At 74.0% G+C, this 21,085-nt stretch carries 16 protein-coding genes; 10 read left to right on the forward strand and 6 right to left on the reverse strand.

Features of this window, described 5'->3' with window-relative positions; genetic code table 11:
- From VMV22_10760 to VMV22_10770, 3 genes are all read right to left on the reverse strand, one after another.
- Window positions 1–1,979, reverse strand: a 1,979-nt coding sequence (locus tag VMV22_10760) for a hypothetical protein (protein HUY22803.1), incomplete at its 3' end; no start/stop codon positions are given.
- Window positions 1,980–2,180: 201 nt separating this feature from the next.
- Window positions 2,181–3,155, reverse strand: a complete 975-nt coding sequence (locus VMV22_10765) for an NAD-dependent epimerase/dehydratase family protein (GenBank protein HUY22804.1) — start codon at window positions 3,153–3,155, stop codon at window positions 2,181–2,183.
- A 40-nt stretch (window positions 3,156–3,195) separates the two neighbouring features.
- Complete coding sequence (locus VMV22_10770) at window positions 3,196–5,142, reverse strand: nucleoside-diphosphate sugar epimerase/dehydratase (GenBank protein HUY22805.1); 1,947 nt, start codon at window positions 5,140–5,142, stop codon at window positions 3,196–3,198.
- 237 nt (window positions 5,143–5,379) lie between these two features.
- Between VMV22_10770 and VMV22_10775 the strand changes: the two genes are divergently transcribed.
- Together VMV22_10775 and VMV22_10780 are read left to right on the forward strand one after the other, a co-directional pair.
- Window positions 5,380–7,278: a hypothetical protein gene (locus VMV22_10775; GenBank protein HUY22806.1), complete on the forward strand. Its 1,899-nt coding sequence runs from the start codon at window positions 5,380–5,382 to the stop codon at window positions 7,276–7,278.
- Window positions 7,279–7,312: 34 nt separating this feature from the next.
- Window positions 7,313–8,602, forward strand: coding sequence for a hypothetical protein (locus tag VMV22_10780; protein HUY22807.1), 1,290 nt, complete (start codon window positions 7,313–7,315; stop codon window positions 8,600–8,602).
- 50 nt (window positions 8,603–8,652) lie between these two features.
- Here VMV22_10780 and asnB read toward each other — a convergent pair whose 3' ends face one another.
- Window positions 8,653–10,623, reverse strand: coding sequence for an asparagine synthase (glutamine-hydrolyzing) (gene asnB / locus VMV22_10785; protein HUY22808.1), 1,971 nt, complete (start codon window positions 10,621–10,623; stop codon window positions 8,653–8,655).
- A 135-nt stretch (window positions 10,624–10,758) separates the two neighbouring features.
- Between asnB and VMV22_10790 the strand changes: the two genes are divergently transcribed.
- Genes VMV22_10790 through VMV22_10800 form a run of 3 tightly spaced genes read left to right on the forward strand, consistent with a single transcriptional unit; the run spans window position 10,759 to window position 13,215 of the window.
- On the forward strand, window positions 10,759–11,862 hold the full coding sequence (locus VMV22_10790) for a glycosyltransferase (GenBank protein HUY22809.1): 1,104 nt from the start codon (window positions 10,759–10,761) through the stop codon (window positions 11,860–11,862).
- Entirely contained in the window at window positions 11,859–12,602 is a 744-nt protein-coding gene (locus tag VMV22_10795; protein ID HUY22810.1) for a DUF3473 domain-containing protein, read from the forward strand. Before VMV22_10790 ends, VMV22_10795 begins: the two co-directional genes overlap by 4 nt.
- Window positions 12,589–13,215 (forward strand): class I SAM-dependent methyltransferase, encoded by a 627-nt coding sequence (locus VMV22_10800; protein HUY22811.1) that lies wholly within the window; start codon window positions 12,589–12,591, stop codon window positions 13,213–13,215. Before VMV22_10795 ends, VMV22_10800 begins: the two co-directional genes overlap by 14 nt.
- Here the strand turns inward: VMV22_10800 and VMV22_10805 are convergent.
- Both VMV22_10805 and VMV22_10810 read right to left on the reverse strand, forming a co-directional pair.
- Entirely contained in the window at window positions 13,160–14,299 is a 1,140-nt protein-coding gene (locus tag VMV22_10805) for a glycosyltransferase family 4 protein (protein ID HUY22812.1), read from the reverse strand. The two genes, VMV22_10800 and VMV22_10805, sit on opposite strands and share 56 nt — an antisense overlap.
- Window positions 14,296–15,468 carry a glycosyltransferase gene (locus tag VMV22_10810; protein ID HUY22813.1) on the reverse strand — a complete coding sequence of 391 codons (1,173 nt, stop codon included), beginning with the start codon at window positions 15,466–15,468 and terminating at the stop codon, window positions 14,296–14,298. Before VMV22_10810 ends, VMV22_10805 begins: the two co-directional genes overlap by 4 nt.
- A 110-nt stretch (window positions 15,469–15,578) precedes the next feature.
- On the opposite strand from VMV22_10810, the gene VMV22_10815 reads away from it, so the two are divergent.
- The 5 genes from VMV22_10815 to VMV22_10835 all read left to right on the forward strand — a co-directional run bounded on the left by VMV22_10815 (window position 15,579) and on the right by VMV22_10835 (window position 20,991).
- Window positions 15,579–16,517: a hypothetical protein gene (locus VMV22_10815; GenBank protein ID HUY22814.1), complete on the forward strand. Its 939-nt coding sequence runs from the start codon at window positions 15,579–15,581 to the stop codon at window positions 16,515–16,517.
- Window positions 16,501–17,691, forward strand: a complete 1,191-nt coding sequence (locus VMV22_10820) for an ABC transporter ATP-binding protein (GenBank protein ID HUY22815.1) — start codon at window positions 16,501–16,503, stop codon at window positions 17,689–17,691. The genes VMV22_10815 and VMV22_10820 overlap by 17 nt, the downstream gene beginning before the upstream one ends.
- Before the next feature lie 58 nt (window positions 17,692–17,749).
- Window positions 17,750–18,691, forward strand: coding sequence for a sulfotransferase (locus VMV22_10825; GenBank protein HUY22816.1), 942 nt, complete (start codon window positions 17,750–17,752; stop codon window positions 18,689–18,691).
- 410 nt (window positions 18,692–19,101) lie between these two features.
- Window positions 19,102–19,986: a hypothetical protein gene (locus tag VMV22_10830; GenBank protein ID HUY22817.1), complete on the forward strand. Its 885-nt coding sequence runs from the start codon at window positions 19,102–19,104 to the stop codon at window positions 19,984–19,986.
- 93 nt (window positions 19,987–20,079) lie between these two features.
- Entirely contained in the window at window positions 20,080–20,991 is a 912-nt protein-coding gene (locus tag VMV22_10835) for a class I SAM-dependent methyltransferase (protein ID HUY22818.1), read from the forward strand.
- Window positions 20,992–21,085 lie beyond the last annotated feature (94 nt).

Raw genomic sequence — 21,085 nt, forward strand, 5'->3', positions numbered from 1 at the left:
CCTCGGCCCAGGGGTGCCAGCGTGGCCGCGGCCGCCCCGGGGACCCGGTAGAGCTTCTCGCCGCCGACCGTGGCCACCAGCACGGTGCCACGGGGCTCGGGCCCCCGCCCGTGCTCGAGGATGAAGCCGATGCCGTAGCGGCGGGCCGTGGCGGCGTCGCCCACGGCGGGGCACAGCGTGAGTGGGGCGCCCACCGCGCCGGCCGGGCGGCCGGTGGCCGCCTTCAGGGAGCGGAAGGTGGCCTCGGGGACCATCGGGTCCCAATCGGCCAGTTCGTGCACCCGGTACACGACGTTGACGTCCTGGTGGATCCCGAGGGTGGGCGGGACGTGGCAGTCGCGCGCCCCGAAAGCCACGAGCGCGGGCCCCACCGCCCGCTGCAGGGCCGCCTCGGCCGCGGTGGGCGCCAGGAAGCCGGGGCTCGACGACACGAGCGGGGCGCCCGCCGCCACCAGGAAGGCGGTCTCGCACGCCAGGAGCACGACGCCGGCCCACCGTTCGGGGCGGGCCCCGGCCCCGCCCGCGGCGCTGGTGGCGCTGGTGCCGGGGGAGTGCCGGCCCCGGCCTCGCCCGGCCGTCATGACCAGGGCGCCGATGACGAGGAGGCCCACCCCGACGGAGACGGCCGGCCAGACGAAGCTCCGGGCCCGGATGGCCGCCTCGGCCGACGGGAGGCGCCCCCGGCCGGCCAGCCACATGAGCGCCACCACGGCGCCCAGCGCGCCGAACGCCCCCGCCGCCCACCGCCGCACGGCGCGCCGTCGGTGGGCGGCGACCAGCGCGTCCATGCCCACCCCGGCCAGGACGGCCAGGGCCAGGGCCATGGGCTGCACGGCGCGGTGCCAGGCCACGCTGCGCAGGCCGGTCACCGAGACGATGGCCGACACCACCGGTGACGCGTAGGCGACGGCCGCCATGGCCAGGGCCACCGCCGCCAGGGCGGGGACCTCGGGCCGGCGCCGGCGGGTCCCGACGGCCACCACGGCCAGGGCCAGGGCCACGACGCCGACGTAGGCGGCCGTCTCGGGGTAGATGGAGTTGCCGAACCAGCGATTGCCGGCCACCGGCAAGCCGTCGAACCCCTGGAAGAGGAGATGGCCCAGGTCGTGGGGGGCCAACGCGCCGTAGGTGCTCACCACCCGGACCACCGAGGTCGAGGCCAGCTGCAGGCCGGGCAGGGCCAGGGGGGCGGACAGCGCCGCCCCGGACAGCGCCGCCAGCACCAGGGCGCCGAGGGGGCGGAGCACGGGCGGCGCGCCCCCGGGGCGGCGGGCCCGGACGGTCAGGAAGACCGCCAGGAAGACGGCCAGGGCCATGCCCACCAGGACCACCGTCTCGGGCTGGCCGGCGTAGACGGCGGCCGCCAGCACGACGGCGAACAGCGCCACGTCCCGGGCCCGGTGGCGGCCGCGCACGATGAGCACGGCGGTGGCGAAGATCCACCCCGCCCACGACATCGCCGCCGCGTTGGGCCACCCCAGCCAGCCCATGAACGGCCCGCTCAGCTCGTAGACGGTGGCCGCCGTGGCCGCGCCCAGGGCCCCGAGGCGCAGCACCCGGCCGAGCACGAAGACGCCGGTCCCGGCGACGACCAGGGTGGCCACCTGGGCCACCGTGTAGGCCAGGCGGACCGGGGCGAGGTACCCGAGGAGGGCGGGGAGGCTGAAGGTGGCCGACTGCCAGTTGAAGGCCAGCGGCATCCCCAGCGCGCTGTAGGGGTTCCACAGCGGGAGGTGGCCGGCGTGCACCTGGGTCCACGCCAGCGTGGTCCACGGGATGAGCATCTCGATCTGGTCGCCGGGGCCGTTGTAGTGGACGACCACCCCGGGCCGGCTCGACAGCCCGTAGCGCGACAGCTGGTCCAGGGGCCCGAGCGACGCCCCGTGGGCGAGGGCGGGGACGAGGACCGCCACCGCGGCGGCGAGCACCCAGGCCACGCCGAGGGTGTCGGGCAGCCGTGGTGCCAGGCGCGCCCGCATGGTCGTCACGGTCCGGCCGAGGGGTGGGGCGCGCCCCGGATCACGCGTGCGTGCCCCCGGCGCCTCGGCATGGCAGATGGTATGCCGCCGGGTCGCCGGCCCCGGGCCATGTCGTCGCCGTCCGGCGCCGGGCCATGTCGTCGCCGCCCGGCGCCGGCGGCGCCACCCCGGTGGGTCGGGGCGCCGTGCTCGGCGCGGGGCTCAGCGGGTTGCGGGTGCGGGGAGGGCCCCGGCGGCGCGGAACCAGTCGACCGTCGCCCGCAGCCCGTCCGCCAGCGTCACCGGCTCGACGTCGGGGAACAGCTCGCGCAGGCGTCGCTGGTCGGCCTGCGAGTCGCGCACGTCGCCGGCGCGTGCCGGCCCGTGGGCCAGGGTGAGCGGCCGGCCGACGACGTCGCCGAGGACGGCGGCCAGCTCGAGGAGCGAGGCCCGCCCGCCGAAGGCGAGGTTGACGGGGCCCGCGGCGGTGACGCCGCGGTCGACGGCGTCCGCCAGGATGCGCACCACGCTGCCCACGAAGGTGAAGTCCCGCGTCTGGCGGCCGTCGCCGTGCACGGGGAGCGGCTCACCCGCCAGGGCGGCGGACACGAACGTGGGCACGACCGCCGCGTAGGCGTGCCCGGCGCGCTGCAGCGGGCCGAAGACGTTGAAGAAGCGGAAGACGAGCACCGGCAGCCCGAACGACCGGGCGTACGCCAGGCAGTACCCCTCGGCGGCCAGCTTGCTCGCCGCGTAGGGGCTCAGGGGGAGCGGGGCCAGGTCCTCGCTCGCCGGTAGCGAGCGGTTGGCGCCGTAGACCGAAGAGGAGGACGCCACCACGACCTGCGGCCCGCCGGCGTGCCGGGCCGCCTCGAGGACCCGGAGCGTCCCCGTGGCGTTGACCTCGTGGGTGGCGACGGGGTCCTCGAGCGACCGGGGCACCGACGCCCGCGCCGCCAGGTGCACCACGGCGTCGGCCCCCTCGAACACCCGGGCGAGGAGCCCGACGTCGAGGATGGACCCTTCGACCACGTCGACGCCGTCGACCCCCGACAGGTTGTCGGCGTGGCCCGTCGTCAGGTCGTCGAGGGCCACCACGCGGGCGACGCTGGGGTCGGCCGACAAGGTGCGGCACAGGTTGGCGCCGATGAACCCGGCCCCGCCGGTCACGACCACCCGTCTGCGGTCGGTGGGCACGGTCACTGGCTGCGGCCGGCGCCGGCCCGGCGCCCGGCCGTCACGCGGAGACGGGGTCCTGGTCGACGTCCACGGCATGGGCGTCGAGCGGGGACAGCCGGGGCTCCGGCATGGCCAGCTCGAACAGCAGCTCCCGCACCACCGGCGCGTCGCGGCGTACCGACGCGTCGCGCATGGCCCGCAGCCCCTCGGCCACCTCCTCCTCCGGCGAGCTCACCGGGACGAGGCGGTGGATGAAGGGATGCGAGGTGGGGCAGACCTCTTCGTCGGCGCTGTGGAGCTCCTCGTGCAGCTTCTCGCCCGGACGGCACCCGATCATGCGGATGGGGATGTCGGCGCCCTCACCGGGGCCCGACAGCCGGATCATGCGCTGGGCCAGGTCGAGGATCCGCACCGGCTTGCCCATCTCGAGCATGAAGATCTCGCGTCCCTGCGACAGCACCGAGGCCTGCAGCACCAGCTGCACGGCCTCCTCGACGCTCATGAAGAAACGCGTCATGCGGGGGTCGGTCACGGTGATGGGGCCGCCGGCGGCGATCTGCCGGGCGAAGGTCGGGATCACGCTGCCGCGGCTGCCGAGCACGTTGCCGAAGCGGACCACGGAGTAGGCCGCCCCGGCGGGCGCGTGCGCCAGCACGACTTCCTCGGCGACCCGCTTGGACGCTCCCATGATGCTGATGGGGCGCACCGCCTTGTCGGTGGAGATGAGCACGAAGCGCGAGGCGCCCGCGGCCGCGGCCGCCTGGACGACGTTCTGCGTGCCGTAGACGTTGACGTTGACGGCTTCGACCGGGTGGGACTCCAGCACCGGGACGTGCTTGTGGGCCGCCGCGTGGAACACGACGTCGGGCCGGTGCCGCAGGAGCGCCTCGAACACCGCGGCCCGATCGGAGATGTCCACCAGGAGCTGCTCGCTGGCGCCCGGGAGGATGACGGCCGTGTCGTGGAGATGGGTTTCGTCGTGGTCGAGGAGCAGGAGCTTCTCGGGGTTGAACTCGGCCACCTGGCGGGCGATCTCGGAGCCGATGGAGCCGCCCGCGCCGGTGATGAGGACGCGCTGACCGGCGAGCGAGCGCCGCACGGCGGCGAGGTCCGTGCTCACCGTCGTGCGCCCCAGGAGGTCCTCGATGCGAGGCTCGCGCGCCAGGCGGAGGGGCGCGGTGTGCTCCTTGCCGATAGCCATGTCGCGCGCCGAGGGGAGGATCTTCATGGCCACGCCGGCGGCCTCGGAGGCCTTCAGGGCCCGTTCGACGAGTTCGGGGGCGGGGTTGGGGATGGCCAGCAGCACCTGCTGGATGGTGTAGCGGTTGGCCGCCGCGGGGATGTCCTCGATGCCGCCCACGACGGGCACACCGATGAGCGACAGCCCGTGGCCCCGGCCGTCGTCGTCGAACACCGCCACCGGCACGAGACCGGCGACCGGCGTGCGCAGCATCTCGCGGATGGCCTCGGCGCCGGCGTCGCGGCTGCCGATGACCGCCACGCGCAGGCCCACGTGGTGCGTGCCGCGCTGCCACGCGAAGAGTCGGGAGTGGAACCGCAGCGCCCCCATGGCCATGGTGACGAACGCGCACCCCACCACGACGACCTGGAGCGGCACGCGCTCGAGGTCGACGAGCCGCCACAGCGGGCGCAGGGCGGCCAGGAGGACGAGCGCGGCCACCGCCGACAGCAGGACCTGGCGGGCCTCCTCGATGCCGGCGTAGCGCCAGATGCGGCCGTAGAGGCCGAAGACCCAGTTGGCGGTGAGGTGGACGACGAGGGCGAGGACGATGAACAGGGTGAAGTGCTGCCAGTAGAGCGCGGGCGGGCGGTCCCGGAAGTAGGTGACCATGGCCACGCCGTAGGCGGCCACCACGGCCACCACGTCGAGGACCATGAACAGGGCCCGCGCCCGGACGTGCGACGCCCGGGCTGCCAGCCGGTCGCCGCGCAGCGCCGGCCGCCTGCGCCTTCGTGTGTCGGATCCCCCCCGCCGAACCGCCATCGCCATGCGATCTGCCCCCCAGGCTCAGGCCCGTGAATCCAAATGCGAGCGCGCCCCCGCTGGCCCCTCCAGCACGTTATGAGACTACGCTCGAAACCGGCATCGTCACTATTGACGATTCGCTCAGCGGGAATTCAGGCTTTCCTGATTCCCGGGGCGCGAATACGCTGACACGGGGTAATGTGGGCTGGTCGGCCCAGAGGCCAGAGGGCGGTCGACCGGGGAAAGATGGCAGCGATGGACTTCAGGGGGGCAGTGCTTCGCGGCTGGCGTCTCCTCGTCCTGCTCGGGATCCTGGGGGCGGTTGCGGGGTATTTCTCCGCGCCGGCGCCCCCGACCGGGGGGGCGGCAGCCGGGACGCGGTTCTACGTGGGCACCGCCGTCATCGCGCCCACGATCGGCAAGGGCGGCATCAGCATGGGCCGGCTCTACCTCGACGTCAAGAGCCCGCAGGTGCTGGGGATCGCGGCCGCCAGCGCCAACGTCGGCGTTCCCGCCACCCAGCTGTTGGGTCAGGTCACCGTCGAGAACGGGCGGGCCGCCCTCGGCCTCGGCAAGCGCGGCAACCGCGGCATCCCGATCCATGCGCTCGGCGTCTCGGTGTCGTGGTTCACGCCCGCGGCGGCGACGCTCGCCAACGCGGTGGCGGCCGCGGTGTCCACGTACATCAACCAACAGGCGGAGTCCGCCTACGCCGTCGACGTGGCGAAGGTGTCGAAAGACGTCGACGCCCTGAAGGCCCAGCTCAACACCGTCGACACGCAGATCGCCGCGGCCGGTTCCGGGGACGGTTCGCTCCCGCTGCTCGAGACGCAGCGACGCGTGCTCGCCGCGGAATTGAAGAACCAGGTCAGCCAGCAGGTCCTGCAGCAGGTCGACGGGCCGAAGGTCCCCGGGTACAACGTGCTGCGGCCGGCCGTCGCCATCCCCGTGGTGGCGGGCAAGCTGACGGTGGCGTCGGTGGTGAGCCACCGGTCGACGCGCATCCTCGGTGGGTTCGCAGTGGGGCTCGTGGTGGCCGTCGGGATCATCCTCCTCGTCGAGGTCCTGGACCGGAGCCTGCGCACCGTGCGCGCCACGGAGGAGGCCTTCGACCTTCCGGTGGTGGCGGAGATCCCCGCCCGCGGCATCGGGAGGCCGTCGCTGCAGCGAGCCGTCGTCGAGGCGCGCCTCGAGGTCGTCGCCGACCCGTTGTCCCCGGCCGCCGAGGCCTACCGGCGGTTGCACACCGCGGTGCTGTTCGAGCCGCTGGCGGCGGAGATGGCGTTGATCGGCAACGGCAACGGCTACGCCAACGGCAACGGCAACGGCAACGGGAATGGCCACGGCAACGGCCACGGGAACGGGAACGGGAACGGGAACGGGAACGGGAACGGCTACACGCAGTGGACGCCCGGACAGGGAGCCGGCCCCGGCCAGGCCGTCCAGCCGGCGTACCCGACCGATCCCGCCAACGGGGGCGAGCTCGTCTACGAGGGCAACGGTCGCAGGTCGCGGCGCCAGGTGATCCTGGTGGTGTCGCCGGGCACCGAGAACACCCGCTCCACGGTGGTCGCCAACCTGGCCGCGGTGTACGCCGAAGCCGGCGCGCAGGCGCTCGTGGTCAGCATGGGGGACCTCCGCTGGGGGCGGGCGTCGCCCACGTCGGTGTCGGCGTCCGAGGGTGAGAAGGACATCGACCCCGAGGACCTCGTCCCGCTGTCCACGCCGTCCGCGGTCGACGGCGTGGCGCGCCTGCAGTTCGACCAGCTGCTCGCCAGCCGCGGCCAGGTGGTCACCCAGGGCCCGGCCATCATCACCGCGGCGCGTCAGGTGGCCGACACGGTGCTCATCGACGCCCCGTCGCTGCTGCGGGCCCACGACGCCATCGCCCTGCTGCCCGCCGTCGACGTCGTGCTGCTCGTGGCGCAGTACTCGGTGACACGGTCCGACGAGGCCCGCGAAGCCGGGGACATGCTGCGCCGTTTCCGGGCGCCGGTGCTCGGCGTGGCCTTCACGAACGTCCCCGGCCGGACGCGCGGTCCGCGGGTGAAGGACGTCGAGCCCCAGGACGCGCCCCGCGAGGTCGTGCTGGAGAGCTACGACGCCCCGCAGCCCGCGCCGACCGCGACAGCGACCGGCAGGCTCTGGCTCTGATCGCGCTCGTCGCGACCGACCCTGCCCGCCCGCCATGGTCCACTCCAACCCGCTGGTCGCACTGCCACTGGCGGTGCTCCTCGCCCTCGTAACCGTCCCCATCGCCCGCAACATGGCGGCGCGCGAGCGCGACCCGCGCCTGTTCCGGCTGCTCATGGTGGCGGTGGTGACCCACCTGGTGTTCAGCTCGGTCCAGCTGTGGGTGGTCGACCACATCTACCACGGGGTCACCGACTACACGCGCTACATCAACCAGGGCGCCCGGCTGGCCAAGCGCTACGACTCGTTCAACTTCTCGACCGCCGGGATCAACCCGCCGGTGAAGATCCTCGGCCAGGGCTCGGTGTCGATCGCCGCCGGCGTCGTCATGGCCATCATCGGCGTCAACAAGCTGGGCCTGTTCTACGTGTTCAGCTGGTTGTCGTTCCTGGCCACCCTCGGCTTCTACCGGGCGTTCTGCGTCACGTTTCCCGAGGGCAGCCACCGCCGCTACGCCCTCATGGTCTTCTTCCTGCCCTCGCTGCTGTTCTGGACGGCGGGGATCAGCAAGGAGACGATGATGTACCTGTCGATGGGCATGGGCGCCTACGGCGCCGCCCGCATCCTGGCGCACCAGCGCGGCGGGGCGGTGCTCCTCGTGATCGGGACGGTCGTCGGTGTGTACGTCCGGCCCCAGGAGCTCCTGCTGTTCCTGAGCGCCTTCGCCGTGGCGGGCCTGTTCCGCCGGCGCGGCGCGGGGAAGTCGCTGCGGGGGCTGCGCCGCATCGCCGTGATGGGGCTCCAGGCCGCCCTGCTGCTGGCGGCGGTGTCGTTGTCGCAGCAATTGGCCAAGCATGCGCCCGTCTTCAACCTGACGCAGCTCGCCCGGAACAACGTCGGCCAGGCCAGCAGCGTCAACTACCACCCCGGGCCCGCGGGGTACCCGCGCGACATCTACACCGTGCTGTTCGACCCCCTGCCCTTCAACGCCCACGGGACGGCCCAGCGCGTGGCCGCCTTCGAGAACCTGGTGATCATCGTCCTCATCCTGGCGTCGCTGCGCCGGCTGCGCCGCGTGCCGCGCGCCGCGTTCGTCCGGCCCTACGTGCTGCTGTGCGTCATGTACTCGACCGCGTTCCCCTACGCTTTCGCCGCGCTCAACAATCTCGGGCTCATCGACCGCGAGCGCGTCCTGCTGATGCCGTTCTTCCTCGTCCCGCTGGCGATCCCGGTCTCGCCCCGGGGCAGCCCACCCGCATATCCGTGGGAGTACAGCGAAGGCAAGCGCAAGCGCCAGTCCCGCCAGACACGGTGGGGCGCGGCACCGGCCGGGGCGCGGCGCTAGGGGCGAGGCGCCAGGGACGCAGCGCGCCCCGGCGGCGGCCGGCCCTCGCCTCAGGCGCCGGGCGGGCGGGACTGGGCGCCCAGCCACGCCTGGAACATGAGCACGTCCCACAGCTCGAACTGCCGGTCGCGCCGCCCTGACAGGTGCTCGCCCCACAGCTCCTGGACGACCGCGGGGGCGAGCAGCCCCTCGTCCCCCATGCGCCGAGGGTCGAGCAGCTCCTCGGCCCAGGGCCGCAACGGGCCCCGGAGCCAGTCGCCCACGGGGATGCCGAAGCCGGCCTTGGGGCGCTCGACGAGGGCGGGGGGGACGTAGCGGTGCAGCAACCGGCGCAGCAGCCACTTGCCCGTGCCGCCCCGGACCTTCATGTCGGTGGGCAGGCGCCAGGCCAGCGCGGCCACGGCGGGGTCGAGGAAGGGCATGCGCCCCTCGAGGCTCGAGGCCATCGTGGCCCGGTCCACCTTGGTGAGGATGTCGTCGGGGAGATAGGTCATGGTGTCGAGGAACATCATCCGCTCGACGCCGTCCGCGTTCGCCGGCCATTGCTCGGGCCGGGTGAGCAGCGTGGGCGGTTCGACCGCTCCGGGCACCAGCCGGCCCGGGTCCTGCAGGTGCGAGGCCAGGGCCACGTAGGTGGCGTGCAGGTCGGCGGCCGGCAGCACCTGGGCCACTTTCGCCAGCTTCGTGCCCGGCATGCGGACACCGCCCACCCGCGGCACGACGCGCCCGGCGCCGGCGAAGGCGCGGTCCCACCAGCCCGGGGGGACGGCGCCGAGCGCGGCCGCCGCCGCCCGGCGCAGCGGCCGGGGGACGGGCTCGACGCGCCGCCAGAACCGCTCGGCCCAGGCGTAGCGGTTGTAGCCGCCGAACAGCTCGTCGCCGCCGTCGCCGGAGAGGGCCACGGTGACGTGCGTGCGGGTCAGCCGGGCCAGGACCGCCGTCGGGATCTGCGAGGAGTCGGCGAAGGGCTCGTCGTAGACGTCGGGCAGGAGCGCGACGACGTCGAGGGCGTCGGCCGCGGTCACGAGCAGCTCGTGGTGCTCGGTGCCCAGGTGGCCGGCGACGGCGCGGGCCTCGTCGGCCTCGTCGTAGGCGGCGTCGTCGAAGGCGATGGTGAACGTCCGCACCGGTGCGGTCGCCTGGGCCTGCATGAGCGCCACCACGAGCGACGAGTCGATGCCCCCCGACAGGAAGGCGCCGAGGGGGACGTCGGCGTGCATGCGCAGGCGCACGGCGTCGCGCAGCACCGTGTCGAGCTGGTCGGTGACGGCGTCCACCGACCCGGTGACCCGGTCCGCCGCCCCGGCCTCGGCCACGGCGCGCAGGGACCAGAAGGGCTCGGGCGTGGGCATGGTCCCCGGTGCCGCGGCGGCCTCGAGCGTGACGATCGAGGCGACCGGGAGCTTGGCGATGCCCCGGTAGATGGAGAAGGGAGCGGGCACGCAGTTGTGGCGGAAGTACAGCGCCACCACGTCGCGGTCGACCTCGGCGGCGAAGGCCGGATGGGCGCGCAGGGCCTTGAGCTCGGAGCCGAAGAGGAAGGCCCCGCGCGACCAGCCGTAGTACAGGGGCTTCTCCCCGAACCGGTCGCGGGCCAGGTGCAGGCGCCGCTCGCGCCGGTCCCACAGGGCCAGGGCGAACATCCCGTTGCAGCGCACCAGCGCCTGGCGCAGGCCCCACGCCTGCACGGCGGTCACGAGCACCTCGGTGTCGGAGGTGCCCCGGAAGCGCGTGCCGGTGGCCTCGAGCTCGGCGCGCAGGTCGGCGAAGTTGTAGATCTCACCGTTGAAGGCGAGGACGAAGCGCCCGTCGGGCGACACCATGGGCTGGTGCCCGTGCTCGGACAGGTCCACGATGGCGAGGCGCCGCGCCCCCAGGGCCAGCCCGGCGGCCTCCTCCACGAAGTCGCCGGCGTCGTCGGGGCCGCGATGGCGCAAGGTGTCGGTCATGGCCACGATGCGGCGCCCGGCCTCGTCGGCCCCGGCCGGGCCGCGGTCCCAGAAGCCCGCTATCCCGCACATGGGCCAGGGGTGCGGGTGCGCATCATCGGTCCGTGCGCCCCCACCCTTTGTAGGATAGGCGGCGCACCACGAGCACAGACGGGCTCGGGCGGGCCGGGAGCCTCCCGGTGGGCCGCCCACCCGGTGGGGGGACGGGTGGAGCAGCGGACGGGGGTGTCGGTCGCCCTGCGGGGGTGCCGCGTCGTGACCACGTCCATGTCGGCCCGGCTCCTGCTGGGCCACCAGCTGCGCGCCCTCGACGACGTGACCTGGAGCGTGGTCAGCGGCGACGCCTACGACGACCCTCCCGGCAACGTGGCCGTGGAGGTGGTGCCCATCCGGCGGGAGTTCGCCCTCTCCGACGTGGTGGCCTTCGCCCGGCTGTGGCGCACCTTCCGCCGCCGCCGCTTCGACTTCGTCCAGACCCACACGCCCAAGGCCTCCTTCCTGGGCCTGCCGGCCGCCCGCCTGAGCGGGACCACCGCCATCTACACCATCCACGGCGCCCTCTACTTCCGGGACAACGGCCGGGTGGCCAACGCCATGGGCTGGCTGTTCGAACGGTGGTGCTGCGCCTGGGCCGACCTCGTGCTGGTGCAGAGCCGCGAGGACGAGCAGGTGCTGCCGCGGGCCCGGGTGTGCCGGGCGGGCAAGATCCGCTACGTCGGCAACGGGGTGGTGCTCGACCGGTTCACGGCGCCGGTGGCGCCGGCCCGGCGATCGGCGCGGCCCATCGTGGTGATGGTCAGCCGCCTGGTGCGCGAGAAGGGCTGCCTCGACTTCCTCGCCCTCGCCCGGGCGCTGCACGGCCGGGCCGACTTCGTCCACGTCGGGCCCGTCGAGCACGACCAGCGCGACGCCGTGTCGGGCGCCGACATCGCCGCCGCGGCCGCCGACGTGTCGTTCGTGGGGGCGGTCGACGACGTGCGGCCCTACCTGGCTTGCGCCGACGTCGTCGTGCTGCCGTCGTACCGCGAGGGCGTGCCCCGGGTGGCCATGGAGGCCGCCGCCGCGGGCCGTCCGGTGGTGGCCTACGACGTGCGCGGCGTACGCGAGGTCGTCGACCCCGCCACGGGTCTGCTCGTGGCACGCGGCGACACCACCGCGCTGACCAATGTCGTGGCGGGGCTCCTGGAGCACCCCGAGCGGCGCGCCGCGCTGGGCGAGGCCTGCCGGGCGCACGTGGTGCGCACCTTTTCGGAGGACGACGTGATCATCCGGCTGCGCGCCGTGTACGCCGAGCTGGCGGGGGCCGCGTGAGAGACGCCGTGTGCGTGACCGTCGACGTCGAGGACTTCTACGACGGCATGGCCGTCCTCGGCCACCACGTGGCGCGCCCACCCGGCGCCCGCAGCGGGCTGGCCCCGCTGCTCGAGCGCCTCGACGCCCAGCCCTCCAAGCCCAAGGTCACGCTCTTCGTGGTGGCCAACTACGCCCCGGCCGTGCGCGGGGACCTGGCCGCCTTCGCGGCGGCCGGCCACGAGATCGCCAGCCACGGCCCGGACCACGGGCGGCTCCCCACCAGCGGGGTGGTGGAGTGGCTGCGCACGGGCCGCCAGATGCTCGAGGACCTCCTCGGCGTCCCCGTGCGGGGCTTCCGGTCGCCGCGTTTCGACGTCCCCGCCCACGGCGGGCTGCCCCGGTACCGCGACGAGCTGGCGGCGGCCGGGTACCAGTACGTCTCCGACGCCTCGCGGCTCGGGACGCGTTCGCCGGTGTGCGAGGTCCCGGTGCTGTCGTGGCGGGGCCTGCGGGTGGGCGGGGGCAGCTACCAGCGGCTGCTGCCGTTCTCGGCGGTGGCGGCCGCCGCCCAGCGCTGCCGGGGGCCCGCGGTGCTCTACTACCACTCCTACGACTTCGACGGCACGCTGCCCGGCCCGGGCGCCATGCGGTCGCCCATGCTCGCCCGCCAGCTGCTCGGCCGGGGCCGCATCGCGCCGATCGTGTGGCGGCTCACCGAGCGCTTCGGCAGTGAGACCTGCGTCCATGCCACCCGCTGAGTTCGGCACCTACTTCCACCGGCGTGCCTCGCGTTTCGCGGCGTTCTACCGCAGCGAGCCCGTGGCCCGCGCCCTGGGCCGCGGTCCGCTGTTCGACCGTCTGAACGGCTGCGTCGACATCGTCGCCACCCTCGGGGCGCGACGTGTCCTCGACGTGGGATGCGGGAGCGGCCCGTTGTTCGCGCCCCTGGCGGCGCGGGGGATCCACGTCACCGGCATCGACCCCGCGCCGGCCATGGTGGCGCTGGCGCGCGCCGAGGCGGCCCGGCACCCGGGCCTCGTGACGGTCCACGAGCGGGGGTGGGAGGCCCTGCAGGAGGTCGACGCCTACGACGCCGCCGCCGCCCTCGGCGTCTTCGACTACGTCGACGACCCTGGCGACCTGCTGCGCCGGATGGGTCGTGCCGCACCCCATGCGGTGGCCTCCTTCCCGGCGCCGGGGCTCCGGCTCGAGCTGCGCAAGGTGCGCTACGGCGCCCGCGGCGTGCACGTGCACGGCTACCGGCCCGACGACCTGCGGCGCCTGGCGGCCGAGAGCGGTGTCGAGGTGGCCGAGCTCAGGCCACTGGGCCGGGCCGGCTTCCTGGTGCATTTCGCCCGCGCCGGGCGCTGACCCCCCGCTCGACCAGCGGGTCCAGGAACGCCGTCCAGCACGCGGCCACGGCCGCCAGGCTGAACCGGGCCGTGCAGCGCTCGCGACCGGCCTCGCCCACGCGCCGGCGCAGGTCCGGGTCGGCCACCAGCCGCGCCGTGGCCTCGACCATGGCGTCGACGTCGTCGACGTCGACCACGAAGCCGCTCGTGCCGTCCTCGACGATCGTGCGCACGCCGGGCACGGCCGTGGCCACCACCGCCAGCCCCGTCAGGCCGGCCTCGATCAGCACGCCGGGCATGCCCTCACCGGTGGGCCGGCTCGTGAAGACGAACACGTCGGCGCCCCGCAGGACCTCGGCCACGTCGTCGCGTGACCCGAGGAGCTCGACCCCGGCGGCCGCCGCCGGCCCGGCGAGCTCGGGCCCGAGGGGCCCGTCGCCGCACGCCACGGCGCGTAGCGCCACACCGCGCCGGCGCAGGGCGCCGACGACCTCCACGAAGCGGTCGGGGCGCTTGCCGGTGGTGAACGCCCCCACGAAGGCGAGCACGGGCACGTCGCGGGCGGCCGTGGCCTGCGGCGGATGGAACTCCTCGGGGTCGCGGCCGTTGGGGGCGAGGACGGAGCGGGACTCGGGTACGCCGAGCAGGCGGCGGCACTGCTCGAGTACTTCCTCGCCCTCGGCCGCCACCACGTCGGCGCGCCGGACGAGGGTGCGCCACACAGCCACCCGCGCCGGGCGCGCCGCGTGCTCGAAGGTGCCCGTGGCGTAGTACGCCAACGGCCGGCGCCGTCCCCACATGGCGGGCACCAGGTACTTGAGGGGGTCGCCGCCGTGGGCGACGAGCACCGTCGGGTCCAGGCGGCGCAGCTCGGCGCGCAGGCGGGCCACCAGGCGGGGGTCGAAGCCTTGGGCGGGGCGGTCGCCGCCGGGGTGGCCGAGGGCGACGTCCACCGGGACCTGGTCGGGCCCGGCGAACAGGCTCAGCAGGCGGTGATGGCGCACGCCGGGCAGGTCGAGCCGGGTGGCGAGGGCGCGCGCCTCGCGCTGCGCCCCCCGGGCCGTGCCGGTGGGGATGACGTGCAGGACCACGGGGGTGCTCACCGGCGCCTGCTCGCCAGCAGCTCGTCGTACACCGACTCGATGGCCCGCGCCGCGCCGCCCACGTCGAAGACGGCGCTGCGCGCCAGCGAGGCCGCCGCCAGCCCGGCGCGCAGCGAGGCGTCACGGGCGAGACGCCCCACCGCCGCGGCGAGCAGGTCGGGGCGTCCCGGTGGCACCAGCAGGCCCTCCACGCCGTCGGTGACCACGTCGGGCACGCCGCCGACGGCCGTGGCCACCACGGGCAGCCCGGCGGTCATGGCCTCCATGAGCGCCACCGGCAGGCCCTCCTGGTGGGAGGGCAGCACGAAGACATCGGCGCCCGTCATGAGCCGGGCGGTGTCGGTGCGCGGGCCGAGGAAGTGGAACCGCCCGGCCAGGGTGGCCTGGCGCGCCGCCGCGACGAGCTCGGCCTCGAGCGGCCCGCGCCCCACCGCCACGAAGGCGACGGGGTCCTGCGCCGCGGCGGACAGGCGGGCCGCCGCCAGCAGCACGTCGTAGCCCTTTTCGCTGCGCACGTTGGCGACGGTGAGCGCCAGCGCGTCGCCGTCGGCGACGCCGATCTCGGCGCGCACCTCGCGCCGCACGGCGTCGCCCTGCCGGCGCAGCGCCACGAAGGGCGCCGGGTCGACCCCGTGGACGATGACCCGCGCCCGGGCGCGCAGGGACCGGGGCAGGGCGTCGCGCGCCGCCGCCGACACCACCACGAGCGCCCGGTCGGCCCCCACGGTGGCGCGGTTGAGGGCCTTGGTGAGCAGGGCCGCCTTGTTCCACAGGCTGTGCTCGGTGTACACGAGCACGGGGCGGCGTCGGCGGGGGAGGCTCAGGGCCACCAGGCGCCCGAAGGCGGCGGTGTAGGGCAGGTGGGCGTGGAGCACGTCGTAGCGACCCGTGCGCAGGAGCCGGCGCAGTGCGAGCGTCCAGCGCAGGTCCGCGCTGGCCGTGCCGCCCAGGGCGTGCACGGGCACGCCGGCGGCCTCGACCGCCGGGACCAGGGCGTCCTGGTCGGTGAGGACGTAGGCCACCTCGTAGTCGAAGCGGTCGCGGTCGGCGGCGGCCACGACGCCGGTGAGGAGGCGCTCGGCGCCGCCCATGCCGAGGCCCTTGATGAGCAGGAGGACCCGGGGACGAGGCCCGGCGGCCCCGCGGGCGGGCATTTCCCCTGGTCGCACCGGGCGATGGTAGCGGCGACGGGCCGCCGACTGTCGCCAATGGGCCCGGGGCGGAACTAGGATGGCCAGGCGGGTTGGCGGAGCACGAGGCGGAACCGGGGGGAATCGCGATGTCAGCCATAACGGCGCCGCTGTCCGGCGAGGAGGGCGCGCTCAAGGTCTTCGACGTGTCGCTGGTGCCGGCCGACCCGCCGGCGGAGCTCGTCTACCAGCACAAGCCCGACCTCCTGCGCTCGGCGCGCGAGCTCCTGCGGCGCGGCGAGGTGATCTTCACCCTGGCCGAGCGCGACATCCGCGCCCAGTACAAGCAGGCCGTCCTGGGCGTGGCCTGGGCCCTGCTGACCCCGCTCGTCAGCCTGGGCATGTTGTTCCTGCTGGCCAAGAACGTGAAGGGCTTCTCCATCGGGGGGAACGTGCCCCTCATGCTCAACATGTACGTGGGCCTGGTCACCTGGGGGCTCTTCGGCGGCGCCATCGGCGGTGGCGCCAACTCGCTCGTGTCGAACAAGTCGCTCATGGCCAAGAGCCACTTCCCCCGGGAGTGCTTCCCGCTGTCGCAGATCCTCGGATCGGCCTTCACCTCCCTGATGGCCACCGTGCCGCTGGCCGTCCTCTTCGCCGTGTACGGCTTCGCGCCGCGGGCCGCGTCCATGTGGGCGCCGGTGTACCTGCTCATCGAGGTCCCCATGACCGTGGGGCTGGTCCTGTTGGTGTCCTCGGTCATCGTGCAGATGCGCGACCTCCAGCAGATCATCCCCATCCTGATGCCGCTGGTCATGATCATCAGCGTCATCAAGCCCATGTCGGTGGAGACCCACCACGCCCTGCACGCCAGCCCCACGTTCTTCGTGCACGGCTGGCTGCGCCTCGCCTACTGCGTGGTGAACCCGATGGCGCCGGTCATCGACAACATGCGGGCGTCGGTGCTGCTCGGGTTCGGGCCCCAGTGGTCGATGCTGCTGTGCGCGGCGATCGGGGCGTGTGTCTACCTGGTCGGGGGCTACGTCATCTTCAAGAAGCTCGAGGTGAACTTTGCCGACCTTTCCTAAGGGGACGGTCCACGCCGAGCAGGTCTGGAAGCGCTTCCGCGCCGATCGCACCCTGCCGCTGTTCCAGGAGCAGATCAAGCTCTTCGGGCGCTGGCTGAAGGGCGAGCGCCGCGACTTCCGGTGGGTGCTGCGCGACATCAACCTGCACGTGGAGCCGGGCAAGACCCACGGGATCATCGGCGTGAACGGCTCGGGCAAGTCCACCCTGCTGAAGATGATCTGCCAGACGACGTTCCCGTCGGCCGGCTCGATCACGTCGGTGGGCCGCATCGGAGCGCTCCTCGAGGTGCGCTCCGGCATCCACCCGGACCTGTCGGGCCGGCAGAACGTCTTCCTCTACGGGAACATCCTGGGCCTGAGCCGGACCGAGATCGCCGCCAAGTTCGACGACATCGTCGACTTCGCCGAGATCGGCGACGCCATCGACCGCCAGGTGAAGTTCTACTCGACCGGTATGGCCATCCGACTGGGCTTCGCCATCGCCGCCTTCCTCGAGCCCGACATCCTGCTCGTGGACGAGGTGCTGGCGGTCGGCGACGCCCGTTTCCAGCAGAAGTGCCTGGAGCGCATCAGCCAGGTCGTCGCCAACGGGACGACCCTGTTCTACGTGTCGCACGACCTGCCCACCGTCGAGGCCGTGTGCGACCAGGCCATGTGGCTCGCCGACAGCTTCGTGCGGGCCGACGGGCCGGCGCGCGACGTGGTCAACCTGTATCGGGCGTCGGTGGAGGAGCAGGCGTCGATGGCGGTGTCGAACGACACCGGCGTGCGCGTGCTCAAGGTCGAGGTGACCGGGCCCGACGGCGGCCAGGCGCGGTCGGGCGAGGAGGTGCACATCCGCATCGTGGCCGAGTCGGAGCAGGCCATGTTCGGGGCCTTCCATCTCGGGGTGTCCCAGGGCACGGCCATGCCCGTGTTCGTCCTGCGCTACGCCAGCTCGTTCCCCGAGGGCCAGTTCGAGCTGCGCTGCCGGCTCCAGAGCCTGCCCCTGCCCAAGGGCCGCTACTCGCTGTGGGGGGCGATGCGCGCCCCCAAGGGGAGCGGGCCCACGGCCATGCTGCCGTGGCAGCCGCTGACGTCGTTCGAGGCCTTCGGCCCCGACGCCATCAGGGCGCCGTCGGGCGTGATGGTGTTGTCGCCGGTGTACGTCCCCGCCGACTGGGAGCTGTCCTGATCCCAGGCGCACCACCCGGCCGCGCCGCGCCGGCCACGGTCGCCTGTGCACCGGGCTGATGACGGCGCCGTCCCCCTCGTGCCGCATCGCGGTGCACATCGGCTACCACAAGACCGCCACGACGTGGTTCCAGCAGATCGCCCTCGGCAGCCACCCCGCCATCACCCCGCTGCTCGGGGGCAGTGAGTTCGGCGTGGTGGCGTCCGACGCCTTCGTCCGCCAGCTCGTCTTCGCCCGCGACAGCGAGTTCGACGCCGGCGACGCCCGCCGGCTGTTCACCGAGCGGGCCGGCGCCGCCGCCACCGACCCGGGCCGTACCGTCGTGGTGTCGGCCGAGCGCCTGTCGGGGCACGCCGCCAGCGGGGGGTACGACAGCATCAGGATCGCCGACCGGGTCCACGCCACGCTGCCCGAGGCGAAGGTCTTCTGGATGCTGCGCCACCAGGCCGAGGCCATCCGCTCGGAGTACAAGCAGATCGTGGTGGCCGGGTGGCCCGGCGCCGTCGCCGCCACGCTCGCCCCCGAGCCGCGCATGAAGACGACCGGCATCGACCTCGCCTACTGGGAGTACGACCGCCTGCTGTCGGCCTACGCGCGGCGCTTCGGCCGGGACAACGTCAAGGTCGTCGACTACGGGGAGTTCACCCGCGACCCGGGGGCCGTGCTGGCGCGGTTGGCGGCCTTCCTGGAGGTCGCCCCCTGGGACCTGTCGGCCGAGGAGATGGCGACGCGCGTCAACGAGGGGGAGTCGGACCGCGAGACGCGCACGCGCCAACGGCTGAACCACGTCACCAGGACGGAGCTGAACCCGTACCCGCCCGTGGACGTCCCGAACCGGGTGTCGGCGCGCATCGTCAAGCTCAGCCGGGCGCTGCCGGGCGGCCGGCCCCTGTTCCCGGCGGGGTTCGACGACTGGGTGGGCGAGCGCTACCGGGAATCGAACCGCCGGTTGGCCGACGACTGGGGGGTCGTCCTGACGCGCTCGGGGCCGGCCGCCTGACGCCCACCTGACCTCCGTCACCGTGGGTCACGGCGCAGCCCGTCGCGTGACGGGGACGTCGGGTGGCTGGGCCTGCACGGTGCGCGCTATGTTTCCACCACTGGCGGACATGAGGAGAGTGGGGGGCATGTCGGGCGGACGAGATCCCTCGTTCGGGGATGGCCGGGCGGCGCGTCCCGGTGTGGCAGGGACTCGCACCGGCGCAGCGCCGGTCCGGCGGACCATGTCGGATCGGGGCGCCGGAGCGGTCGTCCCGACGGACGGAGCACCGGTCGTCAATTCTGACGATGAAGCCACTGTCCTGCGCCTCTATGGTTTCCTCCGGGGGTGGAGATGATCATGCTCAGAACCCTGGGGCATGTCGACGGCCGGAAGAGCTTGCGGTGAGAGGGCGCCCACGTCGTCGCGCCATGGCGGCGGGCGTCGTCGTCGCGCTCGGCGTGGCCATGCTCACCTTGGGGGCGAGCGCCGCCTTCGCCAACACACCGAATCCCGTGGACTCGCCGCCCCCCACCGGCAGCATCACCATGAATTCCAACGGCTCGGTGACGCTGAACGTCAGCGGCACGTGGGTGTGGCCCTATTCCAATTCGTACAAGGACACCCAGGGCATCCACGCCATGGTGAACCACCCCTGCGACCGCCGCATCGGCGGGGGATGGGGCATCACCTGGAACGACCCCAACGACACGGGGACCACCGAGACGTACACGGTCGGCACTCTCTCCGCCACCGTGAACCTCGGATCGCGCGGCACGGACCTGCACAACACCGACAACACGGTGACGTGGAACCACGCCGACCCCTGCGGCACGTTCGTGGAGACCGACACCCCCGTCCCCGGCGCCGGGTACGTCACCGGCTCGTGGGGCGGTTCGCACACCTACGCGGGCGCGGCGTCACTGCCGTCGCAGGTGTGCGTGGTGATGTACGACCTCGGCTCCGGCGGGGGCCACCACCCCAAGGCCAAGTTCCGGAAGTTCTCCAACCAGGACAACACCGTGGCGTGGACGTTGGTCAAACAGGGCAGTTGGCCCGGCCCCGGCCAGTGCGTGTCCACGAACGGCCTGCCGCAGACGGTGGCAGCCGTGCCGACCACGACGGCCGCGCCCGCCAAGGTCGTCGCCAACACCCCGCCGGCGCCGGTCACCAAGCCGAGCGGGTCGCTCGCCTTCACCGGGCTCGGGCCGTTCGGCCGGATCGTGGCCGTCCTGGGGGCGTTGCTGGTCATCGTGGGCGCCGTCGTCTACTTCGTGGACGTGCGGAAACTCGCGCTGTGGCTCCTCGGGCTGTAGCCCCTCCGCCGCGCCGCCGTGTCGTCCACGGGGAGGTCGCCTAGGGCCCTGACGTCGGCGCGTGCCCGGGACGGGTCGCGAGCCGACGGCGCGGTGCCCGGGGCCGGGCTCCCACGCCACCACGTCTCGCCGCGACGGTTGCTGGCCCGCCACCTCGCCGGGTCGGGGCTCGAGCTGGGCCCGGGCCACCACCCCTTCGTGCTCCCGCTGCCCGGTGTGACGGTCAGGTACGTGGACCGCTGGACCCCCGACGAGGCGCGCCGGCTGTTCCCGGCCATGGGGCCGTACGCGGGCCAGCCCGACGTGATCGCCGACTTCAACACCGAGCGCCTCGACCCGGTCGCCGATGCCAGCCAGGACTTCCTCATCGCCAGCCACGTCCTGGAGCACCTGGCGGAGCCGCTGGGGTTCATGGCGGAGATGCACCGGGTCCTGCGTCGCGGTGGCGTGGCGCTCGTGTTGCTGCCCGACCGCCACCGGACCCGGGACCGCAACCGGGCGCCCACGCCTCTCGACCATCTCGTCGGCGAGTACCGCGCCGGGGTGCGCGAGGTGAGCGACGACCATCTCCTGGAGTTCCTGGCCGCCCGGGGCGAGCCTGTGCCCCCCGCCGGCGAGGAGCGCCGCCGGGTGCTCGACCGGCACCGGCGGCGGTCGGTCCACGTCCATTGCTGGGACGCCGGGGAGTTCGCCGACGTGATCCGCTGGGGGATCGAGAACCTGGCCGAGCAGTGGGAGTTCGTCGACGGCTGTCTGCCCTTCGACGGGGTCCCCCCGGCCGACATCGAGTTCGGCTTCGTGCTGCGGCGCTCGGACGTCGACCTCGACGGCCCCACCCGCAGCCGACGGTTCGAGGCGTCGTGGACGGCGTGGTGCGACGTCCAGCGCGCCCTGTTGCCCGCCGCCGGTGCGGCCGACCTCCTGGGACGGGCCTACCAACGGGCCCGCCACGGCCTCTACCGCCAGGTCGTCCGCCGCGTGCGCCACCCCCCGACACCTGAGTGAGGGGACTGCGCCCCGGGGCTGCAACACGGGGCCAGCCCGGGCTACGTCCGCCACGCCCGCGCCAACGCCACGCCCGCGCCAGCGCCACGCCCGC

The sequence above is a fragment of the Acidimicrobiales bacterium genome, from assembly GCA_035531755.1.
Classification (GTDB): Bacteria; Actinomycetota; Acidimicrobiia; order Acidimicrobiales; family UBA8190; genus DATKSK01.

What these genes read in the sequence shown, in the direction of transcription:
- VMV22_10815 (HUY22814.1), top strand. Translation starts at nt 15,579, where the DNA reads ATGTCAGCCATAACGGCGCCGCTGTCCGGCGAGGAGGGCGCGCTCAAG.
- VMV22_10830 (HUY22817.1), top strand. Translation starts at nt 19,102, where the DNA reads ATGGCGGCGGGCGTCGTCGTCGCGCTCGGCGTGGCCATGCTCACCTTG.
- VMV22_10800 (HUY22811.1), top strand. Translation starts at nt 12,589, where the DNA reads ATGCCACCCGCTGAGTTCGGCACCTACTTCCACCGGCGTGCCTCGCGT.
- VMV22_10775 (HUY22806.1), top strand. Translation starts at nt 5,380, where the DNA reads ATGGACTTCAGGGGGGCAGTGCTTCGCGGCTGGCGTCTCCTCGTCCTG.
- asnB (HUY22808.1), bottom strand. Translation starts at nt 10,623, where the DNA reads ATGTGCGGGATAGCGGGCTTCTGGGACCGCGGCCCGGCCGGGGCCGAC.
- VMV22_10825 (HUY22816.1), top strand. Translation starts at nt 17,750, where the DNA reads ATGACGGCGCCGTCCCCCTCGTGCCGCATCGCGGTGCACATCGGCTAC.
- VMV22_10780 (HUY22807.1), top strand. Translation starts at nt 7,313, where the DNA reads ATGGTCCACTCCAACCCGCTGGTCGCACTGCCACTGGCGGTGCTCCTC.
- VMV22_10770 (HUY22805.1), bottom strand. Translation starts at nt 5,142, where the DNA reads ATGGCGGTTCGGCGGGGGGGATCCGACACACGAAGGCGCAGGCGGCCG.